Below are 14819 nucleotides of genomic sequence, written 5' to 3'. Positions count from 1 at the left end.
ATACCCAATCGGGACCTTGCTGCGACCGGCATCACGCCGACGGCGACGGCGGAATTCGGTCTCAGGCGGCACACCGGCCGCGTGGCAGCCGGGTCATGTTGGTGTCGAGCCAGGCGGCCACCGCGTTCAGCGCCGCGATCCCGCCGGTCATCGACCCGCCGACCGCACTCATCGCCACCGCGGTGCGCTGACCGTCACGAAAGGTGAACAGGCCGATCTGACGCACGAGATACCCCGCTGACATGCCGGGACCCCAGCCGCCTTTCACGGCCGTCGCGCGAGGCGCGGACATCACCTCGACGCCCCACTGCTGATTCCCGGCGACCTCACCCATCAGCGAGAGCACCGACCGCGCCCCCTCGAGACACGGGAGATGGGCGGTGAATGTCGCAGCGTCGGGCAATGCCCAGATCGTCTGACCGAAGATCGTGTACCCCGGCCGACGCTGTGTGGCCGGGACGACGGTGGTGGTGTCACCTCCGTCGCGCAGCACCGCGGTGACCGCGTCGGCGGCGCTCTGTCCGCCGCCCAGCGACGACCACAATGCCTCGGCGGAACCGTTGTCGGAGTTGATGATCGCCGCACCAGCGGCCGGGCTGGGTCCGTTCTGGCGTTCGGCGGCGACCGCGAGCGGCACCTTGATCGTCGACCATGCGACCTGCGGTGTGGTGTCCCCCAGGGTCAGTGCGGGGACCGCATCGCCGCCGACCGGCGCGATCGCGATGCCGACGGTCAGCCCGGTCGACGACGCGACCTTGCGGAAGCTCGCGGCCAGCGCGCCGTACGAGGCGGGGACCGGTGGCGCCGGGCTCCCCGCCCCGTGCTGGCCCGGTGTGGGCTGGACCGGGGTCGAGGGTGTCGACGTCACAGTCACGGTGACCGGTGTGATCGGGGCGGGGTCGGCGGACGTCGTACAACCGGCGGTGACCGCCACGACGAATCCGAGCGCGACCGCCACGGACCTGATCGTCTGCGTGGTCCTCATCAGTAGATGTGCACCACCGCGTCGTTCCCGCCGCGGCATGCCACGATCGCCCCCTCCGGGACGCAGCTCATCGCATACGACTGCCCCGTGACGGGACTCGCCGCGGTCACCACGCGTGGGGAACGGTCTTGTCCCACACTGAAGTACGCGTCTCGAACCGCGAAGGCGAACGGGCAGCTCGTCACCGATGTCCCCACGCCGACGGTCGCGTCGCACGGCGCGGACCCCGGCGGTGGCGCCGCGGGAGCGCGCGGCCCCTGGGGTGCGTTCTCGACGGTCGGCGGCGGCGCGACGGTCTCGGTGATCGTCGGGGTGGTCGGGTCGGCGACCTGTTCCGAACTGTCGCCCCCTGAACCCGCGAGGAGGACGCCCACGACGACGGCGATGCCCACGAGGACAACCGCGATCAGCCCGAGGAGGATCGGGATCGCCGCCGAGCGCCGTTGCCGGGGCTGTCCATAGGCCGGCGGATAACCGGGTGGCGGTCCGTATGCGCTCGGGTACTGCTGAGCTGACGAGAACTGCTGCGGCTCAACATGATACGCGGGTGCGGACATCTGCTGTGACGCGCCGAAGGTCTGTGGCCCGGAGAGCTGTCGGGTGCCGGATCCGCCCCACTCAGGGTGTGACTCGGGATACGACTGGGGTGCCGATACCTGCTGCGGACCGGACATCTGTGGTCCCGCAGCGGTCTCGGGGCCGGTCGTCTGGCGGATCTGGGTCGGCTCGTACGCCGGTTCGACCGGGGCGATGACGGTGTGGGGCGCCTTGATGATGCTTGTCGCCGAGTCTGCTGCGGGTCCGGCGTCCGGGTCGCCGGACAACGCCGCGCGGGCAGCGCGAGCCAGCTCCCGCGCCGATTCGTAGCGTTCGGACGGTTCGGCGGCGAGACCTGTCCGGAGGACAGCATCCATCGCCTCCGGGACGTCGGCGTTGACCGAGCTCGGCGCCGGCGGGGGCGACAGGACCGCTGCCTTGATAGCGGCGCTCACGGTCTTCGCGGGATGTGGCACCTGGCCGGTGAGGCACTCGAACAGCACGCACGCGAGGCTGTAGATGTCGCTCGCCGGACCCGGCGACGCCGCGTCGAACAGCTCGGGCGCCATGTACGCGATCGAACCGACGGCGGTACCCGTCTGCGTGAGGTGCGTGTCGTCGGCGCCGTGGGCGATACCGAAATCGACGAGGTAGGCGAAGTCGTTGGCATCGACGAGGACGTTCTCCGGCTTGATGTCCCGGTGCATCAACCCCTCGGTGTGGGCGGCATCGAGTGCCGCGGCCACCTGCTCGACGATCGAGACCGCCCGTGCCGGCTCGAGCCGCGTCTCGCGGCTGAGCAGGGCCCGCAGGTCTTCGCCGGCGACGAGGCGCATGTCGATGAAGAGCACGCCCTCGATCTCGCCCCAGTCGTGGATCGGGATGACGTGTGGCTCACCCAGTCGCGCCGCGGCGTGCGACTCCCGGCGGAATCGCTCCTGGTACATGGTGTCGTCCGCGAGACCTGGGTTGAGCAGTTTCAGCGCGACGGTACGGTCCTTGGCGGTGTCGTATGCCCGGTAGACCTCTCCCATGCCGCCCCGCCCCAACAGTGCGTCGAGACGATAGGGCCCGAACTGCGTGCCGACCCGGCTTCCTGACATACCGAGCAGCATAAGCCGACCGACTGACACTTCTCTGTCGCCCGGACGATCGCATTCGGACGCCGACGGCGACCGATGACTACCCTGTGCACCATGCCCTCGCTGACCAAAGGCCAGAACGGCCCGCTGTCGACCTCCCAGATCGTCGTCTCCGTCGAACTCGCGACCGCCGCCGACGTGTCGGCACTGCTGGTGACCGACCGCGGCGTCGTGCGCAGCGACAACGACTTCGTCTTCTACAACCAGCCCACCGGTCCGGGTGTTTCGCTGCAGCAGGCGCCCAACGGTCCGGCGCGACTGCACATCTCGACCAACGAGATCCCCGCGGACATCGACGCCGTCCGTGCCGTCATCACCCTCGACGACACGAGCTCCACGTTCGGCCGGTTCGCGCCGCCGATCGCGCGGGTGACCGACGGCGGCGGACGCGAACTCTACGACTTCACCGTCACCGGCCTCACGACGGAATCCGTCGTCATCGCCCTCGAGGTCTACCGGCGCAACCTCGACTGGAAGGTGCGCGCCGTCGGGCAGGGATATGCCGGCGGGTTCGCCGATCTCGTCCGTGACCACGGTGTCAGCGTCGACGAGGAGCCGACTCCCGCACCCGTGCAGACCACGCCGACCTATTCGCCGCCCGCCGCTCCCCCACCTGCTTCGACTCCCCCGCCTGCTCCCACGCCGCCACCCGCTCCACCTCGGGCACCGGAGATCAGCCTGAGCAAGGATCGTCCGGTCAGCCTCACCAAGGGCCAGAAGGTCACGCTGCGCAAGGAGGGTGGCGTCAAGCTCACCAACATCCGCATGGGCCTCGGCTGGGACCCGGTACGCGGAGGATTCGGCCGCGGCGGGTCGATCGACCTCGACGCGTCGGTGCTGATGTTCTCCGGCGGCCAGTGCGTCGAGACCGTGTACTACGGCCACCTCAACAGCAAGGACCGTTCGGTCCTGCACTCGGGCGACAACCTGACCGGCGAGGGCGAGGGCGACGACGAGGTCATCCGCGTTGCGCTGCAGTCGGTTCCGGCCCGCATCGACGCACTGATGTTCATCGTCACGTCCTACCGCGGCCACACCTTCGAGAAGATCGAGAACGCCTACTGCCGTCTCGTCGACGAGACGACGTCAGCCGAACTCGCCCGCTACACCCTCAAGGGCGGCATGCCGTTCACCGCCGTCGCGATGGCGGTCATCGGCCGCGACGGCGATGAATGGAAGCTACGGGCGATCGGCGAGGGATTCGACGCCAAGACCCCGAAGAAGGCGCTCTCACACGTGGGCAAATACCTGTAGAAGAGCAGAATCGCGTTGCGCTTGATCCCGGGAGCCGGGATCAAACGCAACGCGATTCTGCTACAGGCGAATTCAGATCACGCCGTGCAGCGGCGGATCCTCCCCACGGAGCAGCCAGCGCCCGATGTGCTGGTACTTCCACCGGACCGGGTCGTGCAGAGTGTGCGTCCGGGCGTCACGCCAGTAGCGATCGAGCCCGGTCCCGGCCGCGGCACTGCGGGTTCCGCTCACCTCGAAGAGCGCCGACGCGACCGGCGCCGCGACCCGGTCGGCCACGGCCTTGGCACGCGCCACCGCGATCGACGCCTCGGCGACGAGTTCACGCGGCGCGCCTGCCGAGCCGTCGACGGCCTCGTCGACCCTGCGACCCGCGGCGACGAGCATCGCCTCGGCAGTTGCGACGTCGACCTCGAGTTCACCGAAACGCTGGACCACCAGCGGATCGTCGACCGCCCGGTCGACACCCGCCTCGAACCACGGACGGGCCTTGGTCCGCACGAACTCGACCGCCGCGGTCAGCGCACCCCGAGCGATGCCCACATCGATCGCGACGTGGAGCAACTGCGCGTACGCGCCGTACGCGGTGGGTGCCGACGTCGCCGACGCGCGCGCCACGAGGTCGGCCGCGGTCACTCCGACACCCGAGAATCGGACGGTTCCCGAACCGGTGGTCCGCTGCCCCACGGCATCCCAGTCGTCGATGATCTCCACACCGGGCGCATTCGCGGGGATGAAGGCCACATATTCACCTGGTGCGAGGTCGCCGGCCGCCACATCGAGCTTCGCCAGGACGGCGAGCGTGTGCGCGAACAGCGAACCCGTGCAGTAGAACTTCTCACCCTCGAGGACGAACCGCCCACCGTCGCCGTCGATCGGGGTCAGACGGGTCGAGATGTCCGCGATGGTCTTGCCGCCGCGCTCCGACTGCGCGTTGGCCACCCGGCCACCGGCCAGGACATCGGTGAAGATGCGCTCGGCCAACGCATCTCCCGCGGAGAGGCGCACCAGGTTGAGGTAGACGAAATGACTGTGCGGGATCTGCGCAATGCTGGGATCGGCGGCGGCAAGTATCGAGACGACCTCGGCCAGCACACTCGGCGACACGTCGAGCCCACCGAACCGTGCGGGCACCGTCAACGCGAGAAGACCCGACGCCGACAGGCGATCGATCTCGGCGAACGGCAGGCGGCGGTCGCGATCGCGCTCGCCTGCACCGGCCGCGAACGTCGCAGCGAGTTCCCTTGCGACGGAGAGAGCTTTGGCCGTCGATTGGATCCGGCTCGCCGATTCGGGTCGGGCCTGACTTACAGCCGTCACAGAACTGCTGCGGGGGTCAGCGATGCCTCGAGTTCGCGCACGAGCGGGAGCACCTTCTCGCCGAAGTACTCGATCTCCTCCTGGAAATGCAGGAAGCCGCCGAGAATGAGGTCGACGCCGAGACGCTTGTAGGCGACGATGCGCTCGGCGATCTGCTCCGGGGTACCGATCAGCTGCGTCTTGAAGCCGTCGTTGTACTGGACGAGGTCCTCGAACTTCGAGTCCGCCCACATGCCCTTCTTGTCACCGGTCGAGTTGCCGGCCTGCTGTACGGCATCCCGGAAACCTTCCACCGCAGGACGATTCGCCTTCTCGACGATCTCGCGCAGGGTGTCGCGGGCTTCCTTCTCGGTGTCGCGGGCGATGATGAAGCCGTTGAGGCCGAACTTCACCGAACGGTTGTGGGCCTGCGCGACGGCGCGCAGGTCGTCGAGCTGCTCGGTGACGCCGTCGAAGTCCTTGCCGTTGGAGAAGTACCAGTCCGCGAAGCGGCCGCCGTTGCTGCGGGCCGCGGTGGAGTTGCCGCCCTGGAAGAGCTCCGGGTTCGGACGCTCGGGGGTGTTGAGCGGCTTCGGCTTCAGCGTGAAGTCGTGGATTCGGTAGAAGTCGCCGCGGTAGTCGACGTTGTCCTCGGTCCAGATCTTGCGGATGACCTCGAGGAACTCGCCGCTGCGGCGATAGCGCTCGTCGTGTTCGAGCCACGGCTCACCGAGGTGGGTGAACTCGTCCTTGAACCAGCCGCTGACCACGTTGATCGCGAAACGGCCCTTGGACAGGTGGTCGGCGGTGGCGCCGAGCTTGGCGAGGACCGCCGGATGCCACAGGCCCGGATGCACGGCGGCGATCACCTTCAGCCGCTGCGTCGCGAGCAGCAGGGCGAGGCTGAAACTGGTCGACTCGTGCTGGTATTCGGCGCCGTAGCTCGCCTCGTAACGGACCTGCGAGAGGGCGTACTCGAAGCCGTTGTTCTCCGCGGTCCGGGCGAGCTTGATGTTGTAGTCGTAGTCCCAGCTCGTGCGCTGTTCGATGGTGCTGGTGACCAGACCGCCACTGACGTTCGGCACCCAATAGGCGAACTTGATCTGGTCCGCGATGGATTCGGTGGACATGGTGTTACCTCCGCAGGTGGATTCTCAGGTGGAACGTGGATCGATCAGGACGATGCGGCCTGCAGGCGCGGCAGGAACGCGGTACGGACCTCTTCGCTCGGACGGGCGTCGGCCGCGTCGAGCAGACCGCGTCGAGCCAGCGCGGGTCGGACGCCTTCACCGAAGTGGTAGGCCTCCTCGAGGTGCGGGTATCCGGACAGGATGAAGTGGTCGAGTCCGAGGGACGCGTACTCGCCGATCAGCTCCGCGACCTCGTCGTAGGAACCGACGAGCGCGGTGCCGGCACCGCCGCGCACCAGGCCGACGCCGGACCAGACGCCCGGGTGGATCTCCAGCGAACGCGGGTCGGTCGAACCCTCGAAAGCTGCTCCGCGACCATGCAGTTCGGACATACGACGCTGACCTTCCGACTCCGACTGCGCGAGGTTCCGCTGAGCGGCGGCGACCTGAGCGGGATCGAGATTGTCGAGAAGGCGTTCCGCCTCGGCCCAGGCCTGCTCGGAGGTCTCCCGGGCGATGACGTGGAAGCGGATGCCGTGATCGAGCGTCCGGCCCTGCGCAGCGGCGAGTCCGTTGATCCAAGCGATCTTCTCGGAGACGGCTTCCGGCCGCTCGCCCCAGGTCAGGTAGGTGTCGGCATATCTGGCTGCCACGTCACCCGCGGCCGGCGACGAGCCGCCGAAGAAGACCGGCGGGGTCGGGGTCGGGCGACGGCCGAGCAGCGCGTTCTCGACACGCAGGTGCTTGCCGACGAAGTCGACGGGCTCCTCGTCGGTCCACAGGCGGCGGATGATCTCCAGGTACTCCGCGCAGCGCTCATAGCGCGCGTTCTTGGCCAGGAAATCGCCGAAGGCGCGCTGCTCACTGGACTCGCCACCGGTGACGACGTTGATCAGGAGACGGCCTTCGGAATGCCACTGGAAGGTCGCCGACATCTGGGCGGCGAGCAGCGGGGAGATGAGTCCGGGACGGAAGGCGATCAGGAACTTCAGGCTCTCCGTCGCGTCGATGAGTGCCGCAGTGGTCAGCCACGCGTCCTCACACCACAGTCCCGCCGGGGTCAGTACCGCTTCGAAGCCGTTGATTTCGGCCGCGGCCGCGAGCTGCTTGAGGTATCGAAGGTCGGCCGGCCGGTCCCCGTTCATCTGGCTGCCGTGCCCGCCCGCGATCAGGTTGCGGGAGTCACCGTAGGTGGGCAGGAACCAGTGGAAATGCAGAGACACCGCGGAGGCACCTTTCGTCGTGGAGCAGAAGGGGTGGAGCGGCAGGTGCGATCGGCAGCGCGGACCGAGGGACCCGCACCGCGAAACACATGTCGGCGACAAGTGTCGAACACCGGCGAGACACCAGGCCACAGTTGAAATCTCTGTGACGCCAAGTGGACAACGGTCCGCAGTGTTCGGTAACGACTGCGTTCACGCAGGTCACGGGCAGGACGACGGTCGCATGCGCGTCACCGGGCCGGTCACGCCCTACTCAGAGGGACGCCCTACTCAGACGGACGCCACTGCCCCATGCCGAGAAACACCATCACCAACTGGCGTTCGGTGCGCTCGACGATCTCCTTCTCGACGCCGCGACCGCGGTACTCGCCGTCGAGCAGGTCGGCGACCGCGGTCAGCATGATCGTGACGATGAGTTCGGCGGCGATCTCGAGGTCTTCGGGTTGCCAGGGCGCGAGGTCCGGAATCCGGGCGAGGTCGATGGTCAGCTCTTTGGAGAAGAGCCGGAGCTCGGTGTCGATGGCGCGGCGGATCTCCGCGATACCGCCGTGCTGCTCGCGAATGAGGAATCGGAACTGCGACTCGTTCTCGCGAACGTGACGCAACAGGATGTCGAGGGAGTTCTTCGCGGTCGGCATCGCCTCGCGAGCCGCGAGATCGCGCCGACCCTCTCGGAGTGCGCGACGCAGAACCCGCATCGAATCCTCGACGACGGTGACCCCGAGGTCCTCCATCGAGGCGAAGTGCCGGTAGAAGGCCGTGGGCACGATCCCCGCACCGCGGGCGACCTCGCGCAGGCTGATGCTGCCGAAGCTGCGCTCACCGACCAGGGACCTCGTCGTGTCGAGGAGCGCCTGGCGCGTCTGGTTCTTCTTGTCCGCACGCGTCTGCGCATCGCGCTGGCTCGAACTCCGCGTGCGTGTCACAGAGTCGAGTGTATTCGCCGGCGCGCGCCGCCCGGACCGCGACCTCCCATCGACAGTGACGGCCGTCACAGGGATTTCCGCTTGACGCTCCCGGGCGGCCACGTGTCACACTCGTTTGTGTACACATGTACACCGAATCATGCGAACGGAGCCCTTTCATGAGCATTCGCACACCCCATACCCCGACCCGGGGCACCGCCGCCGGCAGCCCCGGCCGCTGGAACCGCCTGGTCGGATCGATCGTCGAGGCGGCACTGTCCCCGCATCCGGTCGACCGCTATCTCGAACTGCTCGACCCCATGCTCACCTGGCGCGACCTGCGCGGCGAGATCGTGCGGGCCGAGCACCCGACGCCCCGCACGGTGCGTCTCACCATCCGTCCGACCCGCCAATGGCAAGGACACCGTGCCGGACAGTTCGTGCAGCTCAGCGTCGTCATCGACGGCGTTCGGCACACCAGGTGCTTCTCTCCGGCGAATGCCGCCACCGGTCCCGACGGCGACATCGAACTCACCATCACCGCCAACGACGACGGCCTCGTCTCCAAGCATCTGGGCGCACACGCCCGGCCGGGTGACGTCGTCGGACTGTCCCAGGCCGACGGCGACTTCGTACTACCGGAGACCGACCCCACCTCGGCCGTCTTCATCAGCGGCGGCAGCGGCGTTACACCTGTGCTCTCAATGTTGAGGACGCTGGTGGCCCGAGGGTACGCCGGACCGATCACTTTCGTGCATTACGCTCGCACCGCCTCGGAGGTCGCGTACCGCGACGAACTCGTCGCGCTGGCGTCCGCACATCCCAACATCGACCTACGGGTACACCACACCCGTGACGATCGCGACGGTCACTTCACCGCCGCTCACCTCGACGACGTCCCCGGTCTGGCCGACGCCGACGTCTTCGTCTGCGGACCGCGGGCCCTGATGGATGCCGTCGCCGAGGTACATGCCGCGCTCGGCATCTCGCAGCCACTGCACAGCGAGGCGTTCACTCTGACCCCGACGACAGTCGTCGACCCGGATTCGGTCGAGGGCGAACTCACGTTCTCCCGGTCGGGCACCACGGCGACCAACGACGGTCGCCCGATCCTCGACCAGGCCGAGGCCGCCGGGCTCACCCCGGAGTCCGGTTGCCGCATGGGGATCTGCTTCTCGTGCACCGCCGTCAAGAAATCGGGGTGCACCCGCAACGTGCTGACCGGCGAGACCGACACCGAGTCCGACACACAGATCCAACTGTGCATCAACGCCCCGGTCGGCTCCGTCGACATCGAACTCTGACGGTCGACGATCACCCTATCCCGCTGACCACCACCCATTCCCTCTCCTACCCAGCAGGAGGCACACCATGACCATCGACATCGAAAAGGCCGCCCGCAAGGCGCCCACCGAGAACCTGCCGGCCCTGCGCGCCGCCGAGAAGACCTCGGACAACAACACACCCGCAGACCCCAACACCGTCGTCCTGTCCTACGAGCAGGTCGAGGCCCTGGGACGCGACCTCGACGAACTGCGCTCCCGCATCGTCGCCGATCTCGGCCAGAAGGACCGCGACTACCTGTACTCCGTCATCCGCGCCCAGCGAGGATTCGAGATCGGTGGTCGCGCACTGATGTACCTCGGGTTCTTCCCTCCGGCGTGGGTCGCCGCCGTCGGCGCACTCTCGGTGTCGAAGATCCTCGACAACATGGAGATCGGCCACAACGTGATGCACGGCCAGTACGACTGGATGCGTGAGGACACCTACAACTCCCGCGAATTCGAGTGGGACACCGTGTGTCCGGCCGACCAGTGGAAGCACAGCCACAACTACCTGCACCACACGTTCACCAACATCATCGGCGAGGACCGCGACATCGGTTACGGCATCCTGCGGATGGCGCGTGACCAGAAGTGGAATCCCTACTACCTGGGCAACCTCGGCTATGCGACCGCCCTCATGCTCCTCTTCGAGTGGGGCGTCATGCTCCATGACCTGGAGGCGGAGAACGTGATCCAGGGCAAGCGCAAGTGGAGTGACATCAAGGGCCTGGTGAAAGGCATGTGGCGCAAGGCAGGCCGGCAGGTCCTCAAGGACTACGTCGTCTTCCCGGCGCTGACCGGCCCGCTGTTCGTTCCGACGCTCGTCGGCAACGCCGCCGCCAACCTGGTGCGCAACGTCTGGACGTACTCGATCATCTTCTGCGGCCACTTCCCCACCGGGGCACAGACTTTCACCTCGGAGGAATGCCAGAACGAGACCCGCGGACAGTGGTACCTGCGGCAGATGCTCGGCTCGGCCAACATCACCGGCAGCCCCCTGTTCCACATCATGAGCGGCAACCTGTCCCACCAGATCGAACACCACCTGTTCCCGGACATCCCCGCGAGCCGCTACCCGTCGATGTCCGCCGAGGTCCAAGAGATCTGCGAGCGCTACGGATTGCCGTACAACACCGGCTCGCTCAGTCACCAGCTGGCGTCGACCTGGAAGAAGATCGCAAAGCTGTCGCTGCCCAACTGGATGACCCGCGACGACGACGATCTGACCGTCATCGTCGAGCGCGAGAAGCCCGTTTCTGCTGCCTGACCAGCGCATTTTAGGAATCGTTTGATCAGCTGGTCCCGAGGGTACCCTCGGGACCAGCCGCACGTACGGCCGTGCGCGGACACTCACACGCGGGGACACACACCCTTCAGCACCCAGGGGGTTAGAGATGGTCGACAGCATCGAACGCAACAAGGACCTGTTCCAGGAACTGATCGAGTCGACGGCCACGCACGTCGGCCGGATCGCGACGATCATCACCGGCGCCGTAGCCGGTGTCACCCGCGAGATCGGGGAGATCGTCACCGACGGGTTCGAGATGCGTGAGGCCGCACGTAAGGCAAAGGCCGACGAGCGGGCCCGAGGCGGCGATTGGGAGATCATCGACGCCGAGTTCGCCTACGCCGAGGCGATCAAAGACGCCGACATGTCGGCGCCCTTCTCCGAATCCGAGCAGGCACGCAAAGTGACAGGAGTGGACATGGACGAGGTTCCCGACCGCATCGACGTCGGCGAGCAGACCGGAATCGACCAGGAGGGCGAGATCTCCCGTGAGGCCGAACTCGCCAACGACGGTGGTGTCACAGATCAGGACGAACCCGACGTAGCCGACCCGCGGGAGATCGCGGCCGAGGAACCCCGCATCGCACCTGACACCGATCATTTGTGAGACAGAACTCACCTCTGTTGCGATCTGGGTGAATACAACCTTTGCCAAAGCGCGGGCTCACCCGTAACTTGGTCCTGGTTTTCCTAGTTCATGGAGGTTTCTGTCGATGTCGGTGCGTGAGGTTCTCACCTTTCCCAACCCCGTGAACGACTATGCGGCCCGGACCACCGCCGGCCTGGTTGTCGTCCTCGCGATCATCGCGGTCGCGGTCAACGAACCGATCGTCTACGGCCTTCTGGCCCTCGGCTTCGCGCTGCGCGTGGCGTCGGGTCCGACGCTCTCCCCTTTCGGTCAGCTCTCGGTGAAGTTCATCGTCCCGAAGATCGTCCGCAAGGAGAAGCTCGTCCCGGGTCCGCCGAAGCGTTTCGCCCAGGCCATCGGCCTGGTGGTCAGCGGTGTCGCGTTCGTGCTCAGCCTGTTCGGTTTCGGCCTGGCCGCACAGCTCGCCACCGGCATCCTGATCGCCGCCGCGACACTCGAATCGGTCTTCGGATTCTGCCTCGGTTGCACCATCTTCGGTTTCCTGCAGCGTGAAGGCATCATCCCCGAGTCGGTCTGCGAGGCGTGCAACAACATCTCGCTGCGGAACCCCGCAGCCGTCTGACACGCAAACCCCCCTCTTTTCGGCAGAATCACCACCCCGCGAGGTGGTGATTCTGCCGAAAAGGGGTGGGTTTACATCCGCTCCCTGAGGAGCCCGGAGCTTGCGGAGGGCGTCTCGAAGGGTTAGTCCTTCACCGCGCGGTCGGGCACGGTCATCGCCATCATCATGATCTCGGTCTCGCTGTAGTCCCGGCCGGGATGTTCGGCCGCCAGATGGGCCTGGACCTTGGGGACGAAGTCGTCCTCGAGTGCGGTGATGGACTCGCCACAGGGGCAGTGCAGGTTGTATGCCATGCGTCACATCTTATCGGGCCGGCCGCTCAGTCCAGAATGCCCAGCGCGATCCCGTCGAGGATGTCGTGTTCGCTGACGACGAGTTCGGCGATACCCGCGCGTTCGGACAGCACCCGGGCCAGTTCCAGCGTGACCAGCGATCCCCCACCGATGACGTCGACGCGACCGGGATGCATCGGCCCCAGCGCGGCACGATCGGCGCGCGTCATGCCGATGAGGTCCCAGCACACGCGGTCCAGGTCGGGCAGCGAGATACGGGAGAGGTGGATCTTCTCGGAGTCGTATTCGGTGAGTCCGGCGCCGAGCACGGCGAGCGTCGTCATCGTCCCGGCAACGCCGACCCACGTGCGGGCCGACTCCACCGGCACCCGCGTGAAGGCCTCGGCCAACCGCTCTGCGGCGAACGCCTGGGCCGCGGCGATCTCGTCGGCGGTCGGCGGGTCCGACGGCAGAGTCCGTTCGGTCAGGCGCACGCACCCGATGTCCGCGGAGTATGCGGCGTGGACACCGTCGGCGTCGCCGAGCACCACCTCGGTCGAACCTCCGCCGAGATCGGTGACCACGAAAGGTCCACTGGCCGGGTCCAATTCGCCGACGGCACCGCGGAACGACAGCCGTGCCTCCTCGTCACCCGAGATGACCTCGGCGATCGCGCCGTCGGACACACATCCCAGCAGATCGGCGGTCATCGCGAAGAACTCGTCGCGGTTCGACGCGTCGCGGGTCGCCGACGTCGCGACCATCCGGACCTTCTCGACGCCCAGCGATTCCATCGTCGTGACGTAGTCGGCGAGCGCGATCCGGGTACGTTCGATCGATTCCGGCGCGAACTGTCCCGTGGCGTCCACGCCGTAACCGAGTCGCACAATCCGCATTTCGCGATGCAGGTCGACGAGGCGCCCGTCCTCCCCCGGCCGTGCGATGAGCAGACGGATCGAGTTGGTACCGCAGTCGACGGCACCGACGATCGTCACGCGTCGTCTCCGGAGGTCTCCGTCGGCGGCAAGGTCTCAGTCGGCAAGGTCTCCGGCCAGTCGGCGGGAATCGCGCTGCCGCGCAACCCATTGGCGGCCGCGAGGGCGACCGCTTCGTCGCCGAGCGGGTTGAGTCCCGGCCCCTTGGCGAGCGAGTGGGCGATCAGCACGTGCAGGCACTTCACCCGATCCGGCATCCCGCCGCCGGTGAAGTCGGTGCCGAGCGATTCGATGGCGTCGCGTTCGGCGAGGTAGTCCTCGTGCGCGCGACGGTATGCGGCGGCGAGTTCCGGGTCCGACGACAACCGGGCCGTCATCCCCTTCATGACCCCGGCCGATTCCTGCCGGCTCGCCTCGGCGGTCAGCCGCGGATCGGTCAGGTAGTACAGCGTCGGGAACGGGGTGCCGTCGGGCAGCCGCGGCGCGGTCTTGACCACCGCCGGCTGACCGTCGGGAGTGCGATAGCTGATCTCGATGACCCCGCGCGGTTCACGCCCCAGCTGGGCTGCGACGGTGGCGAGGTCGTCTTCGGACACGCTCACGGTCTCTGACCTCACTGCGCGGCGGGCGGAGTCGACAGGGTGTCCCAGAGGTTGCCGTACCAGGGCGCACGCGCGCGCTCCTCGGCTCGTTCGGCGGCCTCGCGGCGGGCCTCGTCGGCGGGGAACAACATCACGAGCGGAATCTCTCCTGGTTTGACGAATTGCAGACGCGTCCGCGCCTGGGCCTCGATGTAGGCGGGGTCGTTCTGCTCGTTGACCTTCTGCTGATAGTCGGCGACCTCGCGCCGCAGCTGTTCGTTCGACGCGGTGAGCTGCCGGAACTCCGAACGCTGACTGAAGTAGGTGCGCAGCGGCATGGCCAGCGTGAGGGCCACGACGCAGACCACGACGACGGTGATGACGAGCGTTGCGACCGTCGCCGGGGTCATCTCGAGCCGGCGGAGCCGAGCACCCAGTCCGGATCGCATCCGGCCGCGGGATGCGCTCGGGCGGGGTCGTGTGGTGACTCGCTCCCCGGACGGGGCCGGGCTGTCGGCGGCGCTGTCCTGGCCTTCGGCCGCCGCGTCGTCGCTGATCAGCTCCTGCTCACCGGTCTCGACGACCGAGACCGGTGATACAGGTCGGGCCGGCCGGCCGGACCGATCGTGTCGTCGCGTGCGACGGGCGTCGCGTACGCGCGGGTCGACCCTCCGGTCCCGCGCACGCTGACGCCCGTCACCGCGGTGACGTCGATCAGAAGCCATGAAGACAGCT

Annotated in this window: 15 protein-coding genes; 5 read left to right on the top strand and 10 right to left on the bottom strand. The window is 67.4% G+C overall.

Annotated elements, in window-relative coordinates; translation table 11 throughout:
* Window positions 1-61: 61 nt before the first annotated feature.
* Both GAA2_RS07405 and GAA2_RS07400 read right to left on the bottom strand, forming a co-directional pair.
* Window positions 62-985 carry a hypothetical protein gene (locus tag GAA2_RS07405; protein WP_096273655.1) on the bottom strand — a complete coding sequence of 308 codons (924 nt, stop codon included), beginning with the start codon at window positions 983-985 and terminating at the stop codon, window positions 62-64.
* A complete protein-coding gene (locus tag GAA2_RS07400) occupies window positions 985-2625 on the bottom strand; it encodes a serine/threonine-protein kinase (protein ID WP_096274931.1) in 1641 nt (546 codons plus the stop codon). Before GAA2_RS07400 ends, GAA2_RS07405 begins: the two co-directional genes overlap by 1 nt.
* Window positions 2626-2718: 93 nt before the next feature.
* On the opposite strand from GAA2_RS07400, the gene GAA2_RS07395 reads away from it, so the two are divergent.
* Window positions 2719-3918 (top strand): TerD family protein, encoded by a 1200-nt coding sequence (locus tag GAA2_RS07395; RefSeq protein ID WP_096273653.1) that lies wholly within the window; start codon window positions 2719-2721, stop codon window positions 3916-3918.
* Window positions 3919-3990: 72 nt separating this feature from the next.
* On the opposite strand, the gene GAA2_RS07390 is transcribed toward GAA2_RS07395, so the two are convergent.
* The 4 genes from GAA2_RS07390 to GAA2_RS07375 all read right to left on the bottom strand — a co-directional run bounded on the left by GAA2_RS07390 (window position 3991) and on the right by GAA2_RS07375 (window position 8493).
* Complete coding sequence (locus tag GAA2_RS07390) at window positions 3991-5235, bottom strand: SfnB family sulfur acquisition oxidoreductase (RefSeq protein WP_096273650.1); 1245 nt, start codon at window positions 5233-5235, stop codon at window positions 3991-3993.
* Window positions 5232-6344: a dimethylsulfone monooxygenase SfnG gene (gene sfnG / locus GAA2_RS07385; protein WP_096273648.1), complete on the bottom strand. Its 1113-nt coding sequence runs from the start codon at window positions 6342-6344 to the stop codon at window positions 5232-5234. The genes GAA2_RS07390 and sfnG overlap by 4 nt, the downstream gene beginning before the upstream one ends.
* Before the next feature lie 44 nt (window positions 6345-6388).
* On the bottom strand, window positions 6389-7567 hold the full coding sequence (locus GAA2_RS07380; RefSeq protein ID WP_096273646.1) for an LLM class flavin-dependent oxidoreductase: 1179 nt from the start codon (window positions 7565-7567) through the stop codon (window positions 6389-6391).
* A gap of 266 nt (window positions 7568-7833) precedes the next feature.
* Window positions 7834-8493, bottom strand: coding sequence for a TetR family transcriptional regulator (locus GAA2_RS07375; RefSeq protein ID WP_096273644.1), 660 nt, complete (start codon window positions 8491-8493; stop codon window positions 7834-7836).
* 158 nt (window positions 8494-8651) lie between these two features.
* Between GAA2_RS07375 and GAA2_RS07370 the strand changes: the two genes are divergently transcribed.
* The 4 genes from GAA2_RS07370 to GAA2_RS07355 all read left to right on the top strand — a co-directional run bounded on the left by GAA2_RS07370 (window position 8652) and on the right by GAA2_RS07355 (window position 12296).
* Entirely contained in the window at window positions 8652-9776 is a 1125-nt protein-coding gene (locus GAA2_RS07370; protein ID WP_006434339.1) for a ferredoxin reductase, read from the top strand.
* A 67-nt stretch (window positions 9777-9843) separates the two neighbouring features.
* Window positions 9844-11064 carry a fatty acid desaturase family protein gene (locus GAA2_RS07365; RefSeq protein ID WP_006434338.1) on the top strand — a complete coding sequence of 407 codons (1221 nt, stop codon included), beginning with the start codon at window positions 9844-9846 and terminating at the stop codon, window positions 11062-11064.
* Window positions 11065-11191: 127 nt separating this feature from the next.
* Window positions 11192-11692 (top strand): hypothetical protein, encoded by a 501-nt coding sequence (locus GAA2_RS07360; RefSeq protein WP_096273642.1) that lies wholly within the window; start codon window positions 11192-11194, stop codon window positions 11690-11692.
* Window positions 11693-11798: 106 nt separating this feature from the next.
* Entirely contained in the window at window positions 11799-12296 is a 498-nt protein-coding gene (locus GAA2_RS07355) for a DUF4395 domain-containing protein (RefSeq protein WP_096273640.1), read from the top strand.
* A 122-nt stretch (window positions 12297-12418) separates the two neighbouring features.
* Here the strand turns inward: GAA2_RS07355 and GAA2_RS07350 are convergent, their stop codons facing one another.
* From GAA2_RS07350 to GAA2_RS07335, 4 genes are read right to left on the bottom strand one after another with little or no spacing between them, the layout of a single operon-like run.
* Window positions 12419-12589: a hypothetical protein gene (locus GAA2_RS07350; RefSeq protein ID WP_182156268.1), complete on the bottom strand. Its 171-nt coding sequence runs from the start codon at window positions 12587-12589 to the stop codon at window positions 12419-12421.
* Between the two features lie 26 nt (window positions 12590-12615).
* Window positions 12616-13563 carry a Ppx/GppA phosphatase family protein gene (locus GAA2_RS07345; protein ID WP_096273638.1) on the bottom strand — a complete coding sequence of 316 codons (948 nt, stop codon included), beginning with the start codon at window positions 13561-13563 and terminating at the stop codon, window positions 12616-12618.
* Window positions 13560-14105, bottom strand: coding sequence for a DUF501 domain-containing protein (locus GAA2_RS07340; protein ID WP_006434332.1), 546 nt, complete (start codon window positions 14103-14105; stop codon window positions 13560-13562). The genes GAA2_RS07345 and GAA2_RS07340 overlap by 4 nt, the downstream gene beginning before the upstream one ends.
* An 11-nt stretch (window positions 14106-14116) precedes the next feature.
* Entirely contained in the window at window positions 14117-14809 is a 693-nt protein-coding gene (locus GAA2_RS07335; protein ID WP_006434330.1) for a septum formation initiator family protein, read from the bottom strand.
* Window positions 14810-14819: the final 10 nt, after the last annotated feature.

Source organism: Gordonia ajococcus, assembly GCF_012974285.1.
Lineage (GTDB): Bacteria > Actinomycetota > Actinomycetes > Mycobacteriales > Mycobacteriaceae > Gordonia > Gordonia amicalis.
Note: the sequence above shows the minus strand (reverse complement) of the source record. Positions and strands in the feature narration are given on the sequence as shown.

Excerpts from the sequence above, each read along its gene's own strand:
- GAA2_RS07350 (WP_182156268.1), bottom strand. The coding sequence starts at position 12,589 with ATGGCATACAACCTGCACTGCCCCTGTGGCGAGTCCATCACCGCACTC.
- GAA2_RS07400 (WP_096274931.1), bottom strand. The coding sequence starts at position 2,625 with ATGTCAGGAAGCCGGGTCGGCACGCAGTTCGGGCCCTATCGTCTCGAC.
- GAA2_RS07355 (WP_096273640.1), top strand. The coding sequence starts at position 11,799 with ATGTCGGTGCGTGAGGTTCTCACCTTTCCCAACCCCGTGAACGACTAT.
- sfnG (WP_096273648.1), bottom strand. The coding sequence starts at position 6,344 with ATGTCCACCGAATCCATCGCGGACCAGATCAAGTTCGCCTATTGGGTG.
- GAA2_RS07395 (WP_096273653.1), top strand. The coding sequence starts at position 2,719 with ATGCCCTCGCTGACCAAAGGCCAGAACGGCCCGCTGTCGACCTCCCAG.
- GAA2_RS07405 (WP_096273655.1), bottom strand. The coding sequence starts at position 985 with ATGAGGACCACGCAGACGATCAGGTCCGTGGCGGTCGCGCTCGGATTC.
- GAA2_RS07335 (WP_006434330.1), bottom strand. The coding sequence starts at position 14,809 with ATGGCTTCTGATCGACGTCACCGCGGTGACGGGCGTCAGCGTGCGCGG.
- GAA2_RS07370 (WP_006434339.1), top strand. The coding sequence starts at position 8,652 with ATGAGCATTCGCACACCCCATACCCCGACCCGGGGCACCGCCGCCGGC.
- GAA2_RS07365 (WP_006434338.1), top strand. The coding sequence starts at position 9,844 with ATGACCATCGACATCGAAAAGGCCGCCCGCAAGGCGCCCACCGAGAAC.
- GAA2_RS07360 (WP_096273642.1), top strand. The coding sequence starts at position 11,192 with ATGGTCGACAGCATCGAACGCAACAAGGACCTGTTCCAGGAACTGATC.